Origin of the sequence: Pseudomonas sp. B21-053 (genome assembly GCF_026016365.1) — a bacterium.
Lineage (GTDB): Bacteria > Pseudomonadota > Gammaproteobacteria > Pseudomonadales > Pseudomonadaceae > Aquipseudomonas > Aquipseudomonas nunensis.
Genome location: NZ_CP087205.1, coordinates 4,915,928 through 4,933,090, shown reverse-complemented (window position 1 = coordinate 4,933,090; position 17,163 = coordinate 4,915,928). Strand labels below are relative to the sequence as shown.

Genomic DNA, 17,163 nt, shown 5'->3' with positions numbered 1-17,163 from the left:
GACTGCGTAAGCTTGGGCTTGAGGTCTTTATAGTCTGTGGTGCGGTAAGGTTGAAAGTTTGGAAGTGTGGCAGCAAGATTCAATCGAAGTGCATGAGTTGTTAGTAAAGTTAGTTGGATGTTAGATGCTCGGGTGCAAGGCATTGGGGGGCGACCAATGCCTGGTGACGACTCTCAAGGCTGCCAGTAATTCTTCTCCCCACTCAATTTACGATCGAGAAAACTCGCCGCACTAATCAACGCCAGGTGAGTCAGTGCCTGCGGCGTATTCCCCAGATGTCGCGCATGACTGTCGAACTCCTCGGCATATAACCCCAAAGGATTGGCATACCTCAGAAGCTGTTCAAACTCCAGATGCGCTTTCTCAACCTGACCCGCCCGGGCCAGGCATTCGACATACCAGAACGAGCACGCGGCGAACGCACCTTCGGTGCCGGACAGGCCGTCGATCTGGCTGTCTTCGTTGCGATAGCGGTAGACCATGCCGTCGCGCACCAGGGTTTTCTGGATCGCTTCCAGGGTCGAGAGCCAGCGCGGGTCCTTGGCGCTGACGAAGCGCACCAGCGGCATCAGCAGCATCGAGCCGTCGAGGGCGGTGCCGCCGATGTGCTGCACGAAGTGCCCGCGCTCTTCGTTCCAGAAGTTTTCCCAGATGTCGGCGTAAATCGCCTGGCGCGTCTGGTCCCAGCGGGCGAACGGCGCGGGCAGGGAGCGTTTCGAGGCCAGGCGAATCGCCCGGTCGACGGCGACCCAGCACATCAGCCGCGAGTGCAAAAAGTGATGCTGCTCGCCGCGCATTTCCCAGATGCCGACGTCTTCGGTCTGCCAGGTTTCGCAGACCTGATCGACCACTTCCACGGTATGTTTCCAGCCTTCATGGGAGATGGCTTCGCCGTACTTGTTGACGAGATAAACGGCGTCCATCAGCTCGCCGAAGATGTCGAGCTGGATCTGGTTGTAGGCACCATTACCGATGCGCACCGGTTTTGCGCCGCCGTGGCCGGCCAGGTGCGTGAGTTCGGTTTCCGGCAATTCCTGGCGACCGTCGATGGCGTAGAGGATGTTGATTTTCATCGACTGGCCGTGGCAATCGCTAACCCGATGGCGCATCCATTTCATGTAGGCGTTGGCTTCCTCGACGAAACCCAGGCGCATAAACGCGTACACGGTGAACGAGGCGTCGCGGATCCAGGTGTAGCGGTAATCCCAGTTGCGCTCGCCGCCGGGGGTTTCCGGCAGGCCGAAGGTCGCGGCGGCGAGAATCGCGCCGTGTTTGCGCGAGGTCAGCAGCTTCAGTGCGAGGGCCGAGCGGTTGACCATTTCCCGCCAGCGCCCGCGATAGTTGGACTGGCCGATCCAGTCGCGCCAGAACTTCAGGGTGCGTTCCATGCACATCTCGGCGGCGCCTTCCTTGAAGCGCGGGTCGTCGATGGCGCCCAGCAAAAATGCTGCGCTTTGACCCTGTTTGAGGGTGAATTCGGCGATGGCGGCGTTGCCATCGAGGCTCAGTGCCTGATCCGAAGACAGGCGCAGGGACGGCTGATCCGCCGCCTCGAAGGTCACCTCTTTTTCATCCATGCGCGCGCGGGTCTTGGCCCGGGCGTAGTCATGCCGTACCGCGCAGCGCATGCGCATCGTCGCGGTGCCGCTGACCACGCGCACTCGGCGCATCAGCATCGGCAGGTCATCTTCGCTGTCACCGATGGGCAGCAGATCGGTGACTTCGACCACGGCGCTATCGCTCAGCCAGCGGGTTTGCAGCACGTTGGTGTCCGGCAGGTAGATTTGCTCGCGTCGGGCGTCGGGCAGGTCCGGGGACAGCTGGAAGATCCCGGCTTCGGGGGTGTCCAGCAGCGAGCAGAAGATCGACGGGCTGTCGAACTCCGGCCAGCAGAAGAAATCCACGCTGCCCTTGTCGTTGACCAACGCGGCACTGCGCATGTCGCCAATGATGCCGTGGGCGTCGATGGCGCTTTGTCGTTCGGGATGATGATCAGCCATTGCCACGGAACTCCGGATAGAGGCTCATGCCGCCGTCGATAAACAGGGTGGTGCCGACGATGTAGTCGGACGCATCGGAGGCGAGAAACACCACGGCGCTGGCGATATCGTCGACATCACCGATGCGGCCGTAAGGGATGAGTTCAAGCAGTTTCTGCGCGGCGTCGCCCTCGGTTTCGGCGCGGTTGATCGCCGTGCGAATTGCCCCCGGCGCGATGCCGTTGATGCGGATTTTCTGCTGGCTGACTTCCTGGGCCAGGGTCTGCATCAGCATGTCGACACCGCCCTTGGACGCGGCGTAATTGACATGCCCGGCCCAGGGGATGCGCTGGTGCACCGAGCTCATGTGGATGATCTTGCCGGCAGCCTTGGAAACGCCTTCGCGAATGCCCTGCTGGGTGAAAATCCGCAGGGCGGCGCGGGCACAGAGGAACTGGCCAGTGAGGTTGACGCCAATCACCTGGTTCCAGTCGGCGAGGCTCATGTCCACGGCTTTCGCGTCTTTTTGCATCCCGGAATTGGCCACCAGGATGTCGAGGAAGCCGAAGGCCTCAATGGTCTGTGCGAACAGGCGTTCGACGTCTTCTTCCTTGGAGACATCGGCGCCAATGGCGATGGCGCGACCGCCGCCGTCATTGATCTGCCGCGCCAGTGCTTCGGCGGGTTCAGCCTGGGAGTTGTAGTTGATCACGACCGCAGCACCGGCGGCGGCCAGGGCCTTGGCAGCGCCGGCACCGATGCCGGAACTGGCGCCGGTGACCAGCGCGACTTGTTGCTCGAGGGAAATCTGCATGCAGGTTAGCGCCTTGAAGGGAGGGCTTATTTAGCTGACTGATAGGCCGCTATGAGAGTTCAGCGTTGAACATGAAAAGATCGCAGCCTTCGGCAGCTCCTACATGGAAATGCGATCCCCTGTAGGAGCTGCCGAAGGCTGCGATCTTTTGATCTTCAAGGCTTTACCGCACCGAGGCCTTCACATTCCCCCAACAATTCCCCGCTTTCCCCTCAACCCGCCTTATGGCAACTTGCAGGCCCGAATCGAGACCCGCACCCCATGGCAAACCCCTACCGCGAACTGTTCAAAGCCCCTGGCGCCGGGGCCTTCGTGCTGGCCGGGATGATCGCGCGCATGCCGATTTCCATGACCGGCATCGGCCTGATCACCATGCTCTCGCAGTTAAAGGGCGGCTACGGTTTGGCCGGCGCAGTAGCGGCAACCTTCGCCCTGGCCACCGCATTTTGTGCGCCACAGGTCTCGCGCCTGGTGGATCGCTACGGCCAGAGCCGGATCCTGCCGGTGTCGGCGCTGCTCGGCGGGGGAGCGCTGTTGATGCTGTTGCTGTGCACCCGCTTGCAGGCGCCGCACTGGACGCTGTTCGCGTTCGCCGCCCTGGCCGGGTGCATGCCGAGCATGTCGGCGATGGTCCGGGCGCGCTGGACCGAGCTCTATCGCGGCCAGCCGCAACTGCAAACCGCGTATGCCCTGGAATCGGTGCTGGATGAAGTTTGCTTTATTGTCGGGCCGCCGCTGTCGGTGGGGCTGTGCGTGGTCGCGTTCCCCGAGGCCGGGCCGTTGGCGGCGTTGCTGATGCTCGCAATCGGTGTCACCGCGTTTGTCTTGCAGCGCAGCACCGAACCGCCGGTGCACCCGCATGAAGTCCAGCATCAGGGCTCGATCATTCGCTCGGGTGAAATCCGCCTGCTGATGCTGTTGATGACCGCCATGGGCGTGATTGTCGGCGTGGTGGACGTGGTCAGCGTCGCCTTCGCCCAGCAACAGGGCCAACCGGCGGCGGCGAGCATCGTGCTGTCGGTATACGCCATCGGCTCGTGCCTGGCCGGGTTGGTGTTTGGTGCGTTGCGCTCGAAACTGCCGTTGCCGCGACTGTTCCTGTATGGCGGTGTGATGACGGCGGTGACCACCTTGCCGTTGCTGTTGGCGACGAACATTTTCGGGTTGGCGTTGGCGGTGTTTATTGCAGGGTTGTTCTTCGCGCCGACGCTGATTGTGGCGATGGCGTTGGTGGAGCGCATCGTCACGCCGGCCAAACTGACCGAAGGCCTGACCTGGCTGATCACCGGGTTGAGCATCGGCGTGGCGATTGGCGCAGCGAGTTCCGGGTGGCTGGTGGATGCGTTTGGCGCGCGTAGCGGGTTTTGGGTGGCGATAGCGGCGGGGGCGGTGGTACTGGGCTCAGCCATCCAAAGCTTCCGTCATCTGAAATAAAGCACCCATTGTGGGAGCGGGCTTGCTCGCGAATACGGTGTGTCAGTCGGCACATGTATTGACTGATACACCGCATTCGCGAGCAAGCCCGCTCCCACAGGGATTGGTGGTTACCAGCCTCTTCCCGAGTTAACCCAGAAATTCACCGACAACGACGTCGACACCGATTCCACCTGATGGAACCAGCCCTCCGGCAAAAACAGCAAATCCCCAGCTTCTAAAGTCACCCTTAAAAACGTCACGCCACGGGCCTGCGGAAAACGCTGATAATCCGGCGCATCCGGGTTGAAGTCGCAGCCGTCCAGCCCACCCTTCGGCGCGGTGGACCAAGTGCCCAGCGCTTCGCGGTGATGGGGCGCGGCGAGGGTGAAGGTTTTCTGGCCCCAGACCTGGGCGAACAGATTGTCAGTGTCGTCGCGGTGCAGCGGCGTCAGCGTACCTTTGGGGCCAATCCAGATCCGTGGCGGGATAAACAGCGACTGATCGAAATACGGCGGGTACTTGATCTGCTGCATCAACTGCGCCGGCAGGATGTTGTTGCCCATGTACGCCGGCGGCTCGCCGTTCGCGCCTTTGACCGCCGGGCTGTCCAGCGAGGCAATGAATTCGGCCATGGACGTAGAGCGAAAATCCCGCTCGGTGGAGAAGGTCTTCTTCACGTAATCGCCATGGCGGGTGATGCCCTGCAGTTCGGCGAAATGCACCAGCGATTCTTCGCGGCTGAGCTTGAACAGCGGCCAGTCCTGCAAGGCATCGCTGATGACCAGCGGGATGCCGTTGGGCAAATACCGGGTATCGAACTCATGCTTCGACACTTCGCTGCGCGGCCGGCGCTCCACGCTGCGCTGGGTCGGCAGGCTGGCGGTGAGCCGTTCACTGAAGCGCGGCGGAGTCGGGTAGCGCTTGTTCATGTCGACCTTTTCCACCACCGCCGCGCCATGCCGGGCGTGGTCGATGATCTGCGGCAGCATCGTCGCCAGGCCCATGTTGCCGCCGATCTTCAAGCGGCCGCTGGCGAACAGTTCCTCTACGTTGGCCACGCCGCCCATGATCCCGAGGAAGTCTTTCTCCGCCACTTCAATGGTCACGTCGGGGCTGGCGTGGCGCCCGGCTTCGGTGCGGCTGCTGGCCTTGACCTCGGACCAGTACGCCTGGTGCGGGCCGAAGACGAATTGAAAAACCCCTTCGATGCCGACGGCGCCGGCATTGGCGAACAGTTTGCCCAGGATGGTCTGCAGGTCCACGACGTTCACTCTTGTTGGTTTTGGTCTGAAGAAAGAACGAGCACTTGCGCGGGAAATTTAACCCGCCGCGACTAATTTGCGCGGGCGTTGGCGCGTTCCTTAGTACAGACATCTTTTTGAGGAACCCGCGGTGACCAAGCTGACTCTGCTGTGCCTGCCGTATTCCGGCGCCAGTGCCATGGTCTATAGCCGCTGGCGGCGCAAGTTGCCGGAGTGGCTGCAACTGCAACCGGTGGAATTGCCGGGCCGTGGCGCGCGTTTCGACGAGCCGCTGCACACCGATATGCGTGCGCTGGCGATGCAACTGGCCAAGGAACTGCGCCCGACGTTGAAAGCGCCCTATGCCTTGTTCGGCCACAGCCTCGGTGCGTTGATGGCCTGTGAGCTGGCCCACGCCTTTCGTGCGCTCGGTTGCCCGGAACCGGTTGCGCTGTTTGCCTCTGGCACCGCCGCGCCAACCATGCGCGCCGATTACGATCGCGGTTTCGCCGAGCCCAAGACCGATGCCGAGCTGATCGACCAGTTGCGCACCCTCAATGGCACCAGCGAAGAAGTGCTGGCCAACGAAGAGCTGATGAGCCTGACCCTGCCGATCCTGCGCGCCGACTTCCTGTTGTGCGGGCGTTTCCAGCCAGTGCAGCGCCCGCTGCTCAAATGCCCGGTGCACGTGCTCGGCGGCAAGGCCGACAAGGCCACCACCGAGCAATTGATCGGCTGGAGCAAGGAAACCCAAGGCAGCTTCTCGGTGGACATGCTGGCGGGCGGGCACTTCTTCATTCATGAGCATGAGGCCAAAGTGCTGCGGGTGATCAAGGATCAGCTTGAAGTGCACCATCGGCGGCATGCGCCAGCCATCGCGTGAACTCCGCATTCCGTAGGAGCTGCCGAAGGCTGCGATCTTTTGATTTTGCTTTTTAAAATCAAGATCAAAAGATCGCAGCCTTCGGCAGCTCCTACAGTGACTACATTTCCCTCGCTTCACCTCCTTCCTGATACTTGTTCTCAATCGCTAATTTTTCCGGTCTGCATTCGTTTTATAGGGACGACGTGCCTTTGTGCTTCCTGCCTACTGATCCGGATGCTAAGAAATGAATGCTGAAGACTCCTTGAAACTTGCTCGCCGGTTTATCGGGTTGCCCCTGGAAAAGCGCCAGATGTTCCTTGCGGCCTTGCACAAGGAGGGCGTGGATTTCGCCCGTTTCCCGATCCCTCAAGGGGTTGAAGCCGAAGACCGGCAAGCGCTGTCCTACGCCCAGCAACGCATGTGGTTCCTGTGGCAACTGGACCCACAAAGCGGCGCCTACAACTTGCCCGGCGCGGTACGCCTTAAAGGCCGGTTGAACCTGGCAGCGCTGGATCAGGCGTTTGCCAGCCTGGTGGCGCGTCATGAAACCCTGCGCACGGTGTTCCAGCGCCAGCCGGACGACAGCCTGCAACAAGTGCCGGCCAGTGCGCCGCTGGTGATCGAACAGGTCGACTTCAGTCAATTGCCGGTTGCCGAGCGTGAACACGCGGTCGCCCAGGCAGCCCAGCAACAATCGTTGCTGCCGTTCGACCTGGCCGTCGGCCCGTTGCTGCGGGTCAAGTTGCTCAAGCTCGCCGAGCAGGAACACGTGTTGTTGCTGACCCTGCACCACATCGTTTCCGATGGCTGGTCGATGAACGTGTTGATCGACGAGTTCATCCGTTGCTACGACGCCCATGATGCGGGCGCGCAACCGCAACTCGCGCCGTTGCCGATCCAGTACAGCGACTACGCCTTGTGGCAGCGCCGCTGGCTGGAAGCGGGAGAGCAGGCGCGTCAACTCGAATACTGGCAAGCGCAATTGGGCGACGAGCATCCGGTGCTGGAGTTGCCCATCGATCACCCGCGTCCGGCGATGCCGAGCTATCGCGGCACACGCCATGAATTCGCGGTGGACGCGCAACTGGCCGAGCAACTGCGTGCGACCGCACAGAAGCACAACATCACCCTGTTTATGCTGCTGCTCGGCGCGTTCAATGCGCTGTTGCATCGCTACACCGGGCAGACCGACATCCGCGTCGGCGTGCCGATCGCCAACCGTAACCGTGGCGAAATCGAAGGCCTGATCGGTTTCTTCGTCAACACCCAAGTGCTGCGCACCCAACTCGATGGCCAGACCCGCGTGGTCGATCTGCTCGCCCGCATCAAGGAAACCGCCCTCGGCGCCCAGGCCCATCAGGACCTGCCGTTCGAGCGTTTGGTGGAATCCTTGAAGCTGGAACGCAGCCTGAGCCACACGCCGTTGTTCCAGGTGATGTACAACCACCAGCCGCAAGTTGCCGACATCACCACAGTGACCACGGCCTCGGGCCTGGAACTGGGCATGATCGATTGGGAAGGGCGTACCACCCAGTTTGACCTGACCCTGGACACCTACGAAAAGGCCGGCAAGCTGCACGCCGCGCTGACCTACGCTAACGACCTGTTCGACCCCGACACCATCGCGCGCATGGCCCGGCACTGGACGCGTTTGTTGCAGGCCATGGTCGGCGATGTCACCCAGCGCATCGGTGAACTGCCGCTGCTGGACGCCAGTGAACACCAGACCCTGGTCCACGACTGGAACCACACCGCGCAAAGCTATCCGACCGAGCAGTGCATCCATCAGTTGATCGAAGCCCAGGCGTCGCGCACGCCGGATAACGTCGCGCTGGTGTTCGGCGATGTGACCTTGAGCTACGCGCAACTGGACGCCCGAGCTAACCAATTGGCGCAACTGCTGCGCGAACAGGGCGTTGGCCCGGACGTGCTGGTGGGGATCGCCGTTGAGCGCTCGATTGAAATGGTCGTCGGGCTGCTGGCGATTCTCAAGGCCGGTGGCGCCTATGTGCCGCTGGACCCGGAATACCCTCAGGAACGCCTGGCCTACATGATCGAAGACAGCGCGATTGCGTTGTTGCTGACCCAAACTTCTCTGCTGCCACGCCTGCCGACTGAAGGCGTGAACGTGATCACCCTCGACCAACCGGCCGATTGGCTGGATCGCTACAGCGCTGCCCGCGTACCGGTGGCGATGCACAGCCTGAACCTGGCCTACGTGATCTACACCTCCGGTTCCACTGGCAAACCCAAGGGTGCCGGCAACAGCCACGCGGCGCTGGTCAACCGTTTGTGCTGGATGCAACAGGCGTACGGCCTCGACGGCAGCGACGCGGTATTGCAGAAAACCCCGTTCAGCTTTGACGTCTCGGTCTGGGAATTTTTCTGGCCGCTGATGACCGGTGCCCGTCTGGTGGTCGCCGCACCGGGTGAACACCGCGAGCCTGCGCGCCTGATCGACACCATCGGTCGTCACCAGATCAGCACGCTGCACTTTGTACCGTCGATGCTCCAGGCATTCATTCATGAGCCGGGCGTCGAAGTCTGCAGCAGCCTCAAGCGCATCGTGTGCAGCGGTGAAGCGTTGCCGCTGGATGCGCAGTTGCAAGTGTTCAGCAAACTGCCGAACGCCGGGTTGTACAACTTGTACGGCCCGACCGAAGCGGCCATCGACGTCACCCACTGGACCTGTGTTGATGAGGGCGCCGACAGCGTGCCGATTGGCCAGCCGATTGCCAACCTGCGCACGCATGTCCTCGACGCACAGTTGCTGCCAGTGCCAGCAGGCGTGGCGGGTGAGTTGTACCTGGGTGGCGCCGGTCTGGCGCGCAGTTACCACCGTCGTCCGGGGCTGACCGCCGAGCGTTTCGTGCCGTGCCCGTTCCATGACGGCGCGCGCCTGTACCGCACCGGCGACCGTGTGCGCCAACGCGCGGACGGGGTGATCGAATACCTCGGGCGTCTCGATCATCAAGTCAAACTGCGCGGCTTGCGCATCGAACTGGGCGAGATCGAAACCCGCTTGATGCAACACCCGCTGGTGCGTGAAGCGGTGGTGCTGGTGCAGGGCGGCAAGCATCTGGTCGGCTATCTGGTGCTGGAAAGCGCTGAACCTGACGCGCAATGGCAACAAACCCTGAAGGCCTGGTTGCTCGGCAGCTTGCCGGAATACATGGTGCCGACGTACCTGATGCCACTGGCCAAACTGCCGGTGACCGCCAACGGCAAACTGGACCGCAAAGCTTTGCCCGAGCCGGAAGCGGCCGTGCAGCAAGCCTTCGTCGAACCCCAGGACCAACTGCAAAAAGCCCTCGCGGCGATCTGGCAGGACGTGCTCGGTGTCGAGCGCATTGGCTTGGAAGACAACTTCTTCGAACTGGGCGGTGATTCGATCATCTCGATCCAAGTGGTCAGTCGTGCCCGTCAGGCCGGCATTCGCCTGAGCCCGCGTGACCTGTTCCAGTACCAGACCGTGCGCAGCCTGGCGCTGGTGGCGACGGTCGATCACCTGAGCACTGTCGATCAAGGCCCGGCCACGGGTGCGGTGCTGCTGACGCCGGTGCAGCATTATTTCTTCGAACAGCCGATGGCCGCACGCGGGCACTGGAACCAGTCGTTGCTGTTGGCACCGCGTGAAACGCTAAAAGCCCAGTGGCTGGAAAGCTCACTGACACGCTTGATCAATCATCACGATGCCTTGCGTATGCGCTTTGTCGAAGACGCTCAGGGCTGGCAGCAAAGCTACGCTGGCGAAGTGACCGAGTCCGGGCTGTGGCAACGTCAGGCCGACAGCGCCGAAGCGTTGGCCGCCCTGTGCGATGAAGCCCAGCGCAGCCTTGACCTGCAAAACGGTCCGCTGCTGCGGGCGATGCTGGTGACCTTGGCAGATGGCGCCCAGCGTTTGTTGCTGGTGATCCATCACCTGGCGGTGGATGGCGTGTCGTGGCGGGTATTGCTGGAAGATTTGCAGCAGGCTTACACGCAACTGGAAAGCGGCGGCGCGATTGTCCTGCCGAGCAAGACCAGCGCTTATCAGGCCTGGGCCGAGCGCTTGCAACTGCACGCCCCAGCGCTGAGCGAAGAACTGGCGTACTGGCAGCAACAAACCAGCGCCCAAACCTTGCCGTGTGATCGTCCCGACGGTCGCCTGGACAATCGTTTCGGGCAAAAAATCGAATGGCGCCTCGACAGCGAACTGACCCGCCAGTTGCTGCAAAGCGCGCCGGCGGCTTACCGCACCCAAGTCAACGATTTGCTCCTGACCGCTCTGGCGCGGGTCATCTGCCGCTGGAGCGGCCAGCAAGCAGCGTTGATTCAGCTCGAAGGCCATGGTCGTGAAGATCTGTTCGATGAGCTAGACCTGACCCGCAGCGTGGGTTGGTTCACCAGCCTGTTCCCGGTCAGCCTGCAACCGGCGGCGACGCTGGCGGACTCGATCAAAACGGTCAAGGAACAACTGCGCGCCGTACCGGGCAAAGGCCTGGGTTATGGCGTGTTGCGCTACCTCGGCGAACCGGCGCAGCGCGCACAACTGGCGGCCCTGACGCCGCCACGCATCACTTTCAACTACCTGGGGCAGTTCGATCGCCAGTTCGACGAAACCGCGCTGTTTGTGCCGTCCACCGACGGCAGTGGCGTGGTCCAGGATCCTTCGGCGCCGTTGGCCAACTGGCTGACCGTCGAAGGGCAGGTCTACGGCGGCGAATTGTCCATGAGCTGGGGCTTCAGCCACGAGATGTTCGACGCGGCAACCATCCAGCAATTGGTCGACAGCTATGGCGCCGAACTTCATGCGTTGATCGAGCATTGCGCTGCGCTGGAAACGCCGCAAGCCACACCGTCGGACTTCCCGCTGGCGCGCATCACCCAGGCGCAACTGGACGCGCTGCCGGTGTCCGTCGGGCAACTCGACGACCTGTATCCGCTGTCACCGATGCAGCAGGGCTTGCTGTTCCACACCCTCTACGAACAAGCGGCGGGCGAGTACATCAATCAGTTGCGGGTCGATGTTCAAGGGATTGATCCCGAGCGTTTCCGCGCCGCGTGGCAAGCCACCGTCGATGCCCAGGACATCCTGCGCAGTGGTTTTGTCTGGCAGGGTGAGCTGGAACAGCCGCTGCAAATCGTCCATAAACACGTGCAGTTGCCGTTCAGCGTGCTCGATTGGCGCGCCCGTGGCGATGACGCCGCCGCCCTCGACGGCTTGGCCGACGCTGAGCGCCAACAAGGTTTCGACCTGACCCAGGCACCGTTGCTGCGCTTGGTGCTGGTGCAAACCGCCGCCGATCAATGGCACCTGATTTATACCCATCACCACATTCTGATGGATGGCTGGAGCAACTCGCAGCTGCTGGGCGAAGTCTTGCAGCGTTATCGTGGTCGCGCGCCACTGGCGGCTGCCGGGCGTTATCGCGATTACATCGGCTGGCTGCAACGTCAGGACGGGCAACTGAGCGAAAACTTCTGGGGCGAGCAACTGGCGTCGCTGCAAGAGCCGACCCGGTTGGCGCGGGTGGTGTCAGGCAACGAAGCCTTGAGCGGTCACGGCGATCACTTCCAGACTGTTCAAGCCACTGGCACTCAAGCGCTGGAAGCGTTTGCCCGCCAGCAAAAAGTCACTCTCAACACCCTGGTGCAAGCGGCGTGGCTGCTGTTGCTGCAACGCTACACCGGTCACGAAACCGTGGCCTTCGGCGCTACCGTCGCCGGACGTCCGGCGGACTTGCCGGGCATCGAGCAACAGGTCGGCCTGTTCATCAACACCTTGCCGGTCATCGGCACGCCACGTCCGGACCAGAGCGTCGGGGCCTGGCTGCAAACCGTGCAGGCGCAAAACCTCAGCCTGCGCGAGTTCGAACACACGCCACTGGCGGATATTCAGCGCTGGGCCGGGCAGGGCGGCGAGGCGTTGTTCGACAACATTCTGGTGTTCGAGAACTACCCGATTGCCCAGGCGCTGCAACAGGGCGCGGAACAAGGCGTGGTGTTCGGCGAGGTTACCAGCCTTGAGCAAACCCACTATGCGTTGAGCGTCGCCGTGACCCTCGGCGAAACGCTGGCGCTGCATTACAGCTTCGACCGCGCGCATTTCGCCAGCGATGCCATCGAGCGCATCAGTGCGCAGTTGCTGCAACTGCTGGAGCTGTTTGCCGAGTCCGCCGAACGCAACCTCGGCGAAATCGCCCTGGCCTGTCCGCAGGAACTGGCGCTGCAACTGGCCAACAACCATCCGCAGCCATACCCGGTGGACGTCGCCGTACATCAGCGCATAGCCCAATGGGCGGCCCAGGGCCCGGAGCGCACGGCGGTGATTTTTGCCGGCCAGCGCTTCAGCTACGGCGAGATCGACCGCCGCGCCAATCAACTCGCCCACGCGCTGATCGCTCGTGGTGTCGGTGCGGAAACTCGGGTCGGCGTGGCGTTGCCGCGCAGTGAAGGGGTGATCGTTGCGTTGCTCGCAGTGCTCAAGGCCGGTGGCGCGTATGTGCCGCTGGACACCAGTTATCCACGGGAACGCCTGGCGTACCTGATCGAGGATTCCGGGCTGGCGTTGCTGCTGACCGACTCCCGCGTTTCGGCACAACTGCCTATCGACGAGGCCACCCAAGTACTGGAACTCGACCACCTCGACCTCAGTGGCCAGCCACTCGATGCGCCGCAGGTACAGCTCGATCCACAGAACCTCGCCTACGTGATCTACACCTCCGGCTCCACCGGCAACCCGAAAGGCGTGAGCGTGGCCCACGGTCCGTTGGCGATGCATTGCCAGGCCATCGGCGAGCGCTATGAAATGCGCGACAGCGACTGCGAATTCCACTTCATGTCGTTCGCCTTCGACGGTGCCCATGAACGCTGGCTGACCAGCCTGACCCACGGTGCGTCGCTGCTGATCCGCGATGACAGCCTGTGGACCCCGGAACAGACCTACAACGCCATGCGCGACCACGGCGTCACCGTCGTGGCATTCCCGCCGGTGTACCTGCAACAACTGGCCGAACACGCCGAGCGTGAAGGGCATCCGCCGAAGGTGCGCATCTACTGCTTTGGCGGCGATGCGGTGCCGGCCGCGAGTTTCGAGCGGGTCAAGCGCGCCCTCGATCCGGACTACATCATCAACGGCTACGGACCCACCGAAACCGTGGTCACGCCGCTGATCTGGAAGGCCGGGCGCGAGGTGCCGTGCGGTGCCGCGTACGCGCCAATCGGCAGCCGCATCGGCGACCGCAGCGCCTACGTGCTCGACGCCGACCTGAACCTGCTGCCACAAGGCATGGCCGGTGAGTTGTACCTGGGTGGCACCGGTCTGGCCCGGGGTTACCTGAACCGTCCGGGCCTGACCGCCGAGCGCTTTGTCGCGGACCCGTTCAGCAACGTCGGCGGCTTGCTGTACCGCACCGGCGACCTGGTACGCCAGCGTGCCGACGGTACGTTCGACTACCTGGATCGCATCGATAACCAAGTGAAGATCCGTGGTTTCCGTATCGAACTCGGCGAAATCGAAGCGCGCCTGCAAGCCCTTGATGGCGTGCGCGAAGCGGTGGTAGTCGCTCAGGAAGGCACCGCCGGCAGCGGCAAGCGTCTGGTGGCCTACGTGGTGGCCGATGCGTTGAACGCAGCTCGTGGCGATTTTGCCGAGAGCCTGCGCGAGCAACTGAAAGTCGCCTTGCCGGCGCACATGGTCCCGGCCTATTTGCTGCTGCTCGAACGTCTGCCGCTGACCCCTAACGGCAAACTCGACCGCAAGAGCCTGCCGAAGCCTGATGTCAGCCAATTGCAGCAAGCCTATGTGGCGCCGCAAAGCGCACTGGAGCAGCAACTGGCGACGATCTGGCAGGACGTGTTGAAGCTTGATCAGGTTGGCCTGAGCGACAACTTCTTCGAACTCGGTGGCGATTCGATCATCTCGATCCAGGTGGTCAGCCGCGCCCGCCAGGCCGGGATTCGCTTCACGCCGAAAAACCTGTTCCAACACCAGACCATCCAGGCCTTGGCCACGGTGGCGCGAGTGGGTGAACAGGCCCAGCTTATCGATCAAGACCCGGTCACCGGCGAACTGGCGTTGTTGCCGGTGCAGCAAGTGTTCTTCGCCCAGGCCATTCCTGAGCGTCAGCACTGGAACCAGGCAGTGATGCTCAAACCAACGCAAACCCTCGATGCCGCTGTGCTTGAGCAGGCGTTGGGCGCACTGATTAACCATCACGACGGCTTGCGCTTGAGCTTCGTCGAACAGGCCGATGGCTGGCAGGCGCATTACCGCGCGATCAATCAACCGGCAGACGGCATCGTCTGGGCGGTCGATGTTGCTGATGCCGCAGGGCTGGAAGCCGTGGCCAATGAAGCGCAACGCAGCCTGAACCTGCAAGACGGGCCGTTGGTGCGTGCCGTGCTGGCCAACCTCGACGACGGCAGCCAGCGCTTGCTGCTGGCGATCCATCACCTGGTGGTGGACGGCGTGTCGTGGCGGATTCTGTTTGACGATCTGCAAACTGCTTATCGTCAATTGGCAGCGGGCGAACCGTTGCAATTACCCGCCAAGACCAGTGCCGCCAAAGCTTGGGCCGAACAGCTGCAAACCTATGCACGCAGTGCGCCGTTGCAACAGGAATTGGCTTATTGGCAACAGCAGTTGCAAGGCGCCGACGTGGCCCTGCCGTGTGACAACCCAGAGGGCGGGCAACAGAACCGCCATGCACTGACCGTGCGCACGCAACTGAACAAAGCCCTGACCCGGCAACTGCTGCAAGACGCCCCGGCGGCTTATCGCACGCAGGTTAACGACCTGCTGCTGACCGCACTGGCTCGGGTCATGGTGCGCTGGACCGGCGCCGACAGCACGTTGATCCAGCTCGAAGGCCATGGCCGCGAAGAGCTGTTCGACGGCGTGGACCTGACCCGCACCGTGGGTTGGTTCACCAGCCTGTACCCGGCCAAACTGACGCCGACCGCCGATCTCGGCGGCTCGTTGAAACAGATCAAGGAACAGCTGCGCGGCATCCCGAACAAAGGCATCGGTTTTGGTGCGCTGGCGCATTTTGGCGACGACGCTGCGCGTGAGGCGCTGGGCCAATTGCCGGTGCCGCGCCTGACGTTCAACTACCTGGGGCAGTTCGACGGTAGCTTCACCGAAGCCGACGGCGCGCTGTTCGTGCCGTCCAGTGAAGCGGCCGGCGATGAACTCGACGACGGCGCGCCACTGGCCAACCACCTGGCCCTCAACGGTCAGGTGTACGGCGGTGAATTGAACCTGGGCTGGACTTTCAGCCGCGAAATGTTCAACGAGGCGACCATCCAACAACTGGCCGACGATTACGCGCTGGAACTGCAAGCGCTGATCGCCCATTGCTGCCAGGCCGGGCAACACGGCGTCACGCCGTCGGACTTCCCGCTGGCGCGTTTGAATCAGGCGCAACTCGACGGCTTGCCGTTGGCACCACAGTTGATCGAAGACCTTTATCCGCTGTCGCCGATGCAGCAGGGCATGCTGTTCCACGCGGTGTACGAAGAAGCCACCGGCGACTACATCAACCAGATGCGCCTCGACGTCGAAGGGCTCGACCCCGAGCGTTTCCATCAGGCCTGGCAAGCGGCGGTGGAGGCCCACGACATCCTGCGCACCCGCTTCGTTTGGCAGGGCGAACTGGACGCGCCGGTGCAAGTGGTCAGCAAACACGTGCAGATGCCTTACAGCCTGCATGACCTGCGCGCCGAGCCGCAGCTGGAGCAGGCGTTGCAGACCCTCGCCGACATCGAGCGTCAACGTCTGGACCTGAACGCATCGACCTTATTGCGCCTGGTGATTGCGCGGGTCGACGACAACCGTCATCACCTGATCTACACCAACCATCACATTTTGATGGACGGCTGGAGCAACTCGCAGTTGCTCGGCGAAGTGCTGCAACGCTACAGCGGCCAGTTCCAGGCGACCCATGGCGGACGTTATCGCGACTACATCAACTGGCTGCAACGCCAGGACGCCGCCGCCAGCGAAGCTTTCTGGCTGCCAGCGCTGCGCAACCTCGACGAACCAACGCGCCTGGCCCAAGCCGTGGCCCGGCCAGCGGACGCCGACGAGCAGGGTTATGCCGATCACTTCCAAGTGCTGGATGCCGAGCAGACCTTGCGTCTGAGCGAGTTCGCCCGCGCCTCGAAAGTCACGGTCAACACTTTGGTGCAAGCCGCATGGCTGCTGTTGCTGCAACGCTATACCGGCAAATCCACCGTGGCCTTCGGCGCGACTGTGGCCGGACGTCCTGCGGACCTGCCGGGGGTCGAGCAACAGATCGGTCTGTTCATCAACACCTTGCCGGTCATCGCCAGCCCACAGGCGCAGCAGTCGCTGGGCAGTTGGTTGCAAGCGGTTCAGGCGCAAAACCTGGCGCTGCGCGAGTTCGAACACACCGCACTGTTCGATATCCAGCGCTGGGCCGGGCAGGGCGGCGAAGCCCTGTTCGACAGCATCATGGTGTTCGAGAACTACCCGATTTCCCAAGCGCTGGAACAGGGCGCACCGCAAGGCCTGCGCTTTGGTCCGGTGGCGAATCACGAACAAACCAACTACCCGCTGACATTGCTGGTGAGCCTGGACCGTCAATTGTCGGTGCACATGAGCTATCAGCGCGGCAGTTTTGCCCAGGCGACCATCGAGCAACTGGCGGCGCATTTGCAGCATCTGCTGAGTCAGATGACCGCGCCAGAACGTTGCCTCGGTGAGTTGGCATTGCTGGACGAGGCTGAACAACGCCAAGTGTTGCTGGACTGGAATCCGGTTGACGAAGCGTTCGCCCAGGACCTGTGCATCCACCAGTTGATCGATCAACAAGTGGCCGCGCAACCGAACGCATTGGCGGT

6 protein-coding genes (1 of these 6 running past the window's edge) are annotated in these 17,163 nt (G+C 62.5%); 3 read left to right on the top strand and 3 right to left on the bottom strand.

Annotation, left to right across the window (positions count from 1 at the left end; genetic code table 11):
* Window positions 1-173: 173 nt before the first annotated feature.
* Window positions 174-2,000: a glycoside hydrolase family 15 protein gene (locus LOY68_RS21920; RefSeq protein ID WP_265039866.1), complete on the bottom strand. Its 1,827-nt coding sequence runs from the start codon at window positions 1,998-2,000 to the stop codon at window positions 174-176.
* Window positions 1,993-2,793 carry a glucose 1-dehydrogenase gene (locus LOY68_RS21915; protein ID WP_163913418.1) on the bottom strand — a complete coding sequence of 267 codons (801 nt, stop codon included), beginning with the start codon at window positions 2,791-2,793 and terminating at the stop codon, window positions 1,993-1,995. The genes LOY68_RS21920 and LOY68_RS21915 overlap by 8 nt, the downstream gene beginning before the upstream one ends.
* A 261-nt stretch (window positions 2,794-3,054) precedes the next feature.
* Between LOY68_RS21915 and LOY68_RS21910 the strand changes: the two genes are divergently transcribed.
* The gene (locus tag LOY68_RS21910) at window positions 3,055-4,227 is read left to right on the top strand and encodes an MFS transporter (protein ID WP_265039864.1); all 1,173 of its coding nucleotides are present in this window, start codon (window positions 3,055-3,057) and stop codon (window positions 4,225-4,227) included.
* Window positions 4,228-4,337: 110 nt separating this feature from the next.
* On the opposite strand, the gene LOY68_RS21905 is transcribed toward LOY68_RS21910, so the two are convergent.
* Complete coding sequence (locus tag LOY68_RS21905; RefSeq protein WP_265039862.1) at window positions 4,338-5,471, bottom strand: cupin-like domain-containing protein; 1,134 nt, start codon at window positions 5,469-5,471, stop codon at window positions 4,338-4,340.
* 130 nt (window positions 5,472-5,601) lie between these two features.
* Between LOY68_RS21905 and LOY68_RS21900 the strand changes: the two genes are divergently transcribed.
* Together LOY68_RS21900 and LOY68_RS21895 are read left to right on the top strand one after the other, a co-directional pair.
* The gene (locus tag LOY68_RS21900; RefSeq protein ID WP_265039860.1) at window positions 5,602-6,333 is read left to right on the top strand and encodes a thioesterase II family protein; all 732 of its coding nucleotides are present in this window, start codon (window positions 5,602-5,604) and stop codon (window positions 6,331-6,333) included.
* 226 nt (window positions 6,334-6,559) lie between these two features.
* Window positions 6,560-17,163, top strand: partial view of a non-ribosomal peptide synthase/polyketide synthase gene (locus tag LOY68_RS21895; protein ID WP_265039859.1) — the 5' portion only. It continues 1,750 nt past the right edge of the window; only the first 10,604 of its 12,354 coding nucleotides appear in the window; the start codon lies at window positions 6,560-6,562; its stop codon lies beyond the right edge, outside the window.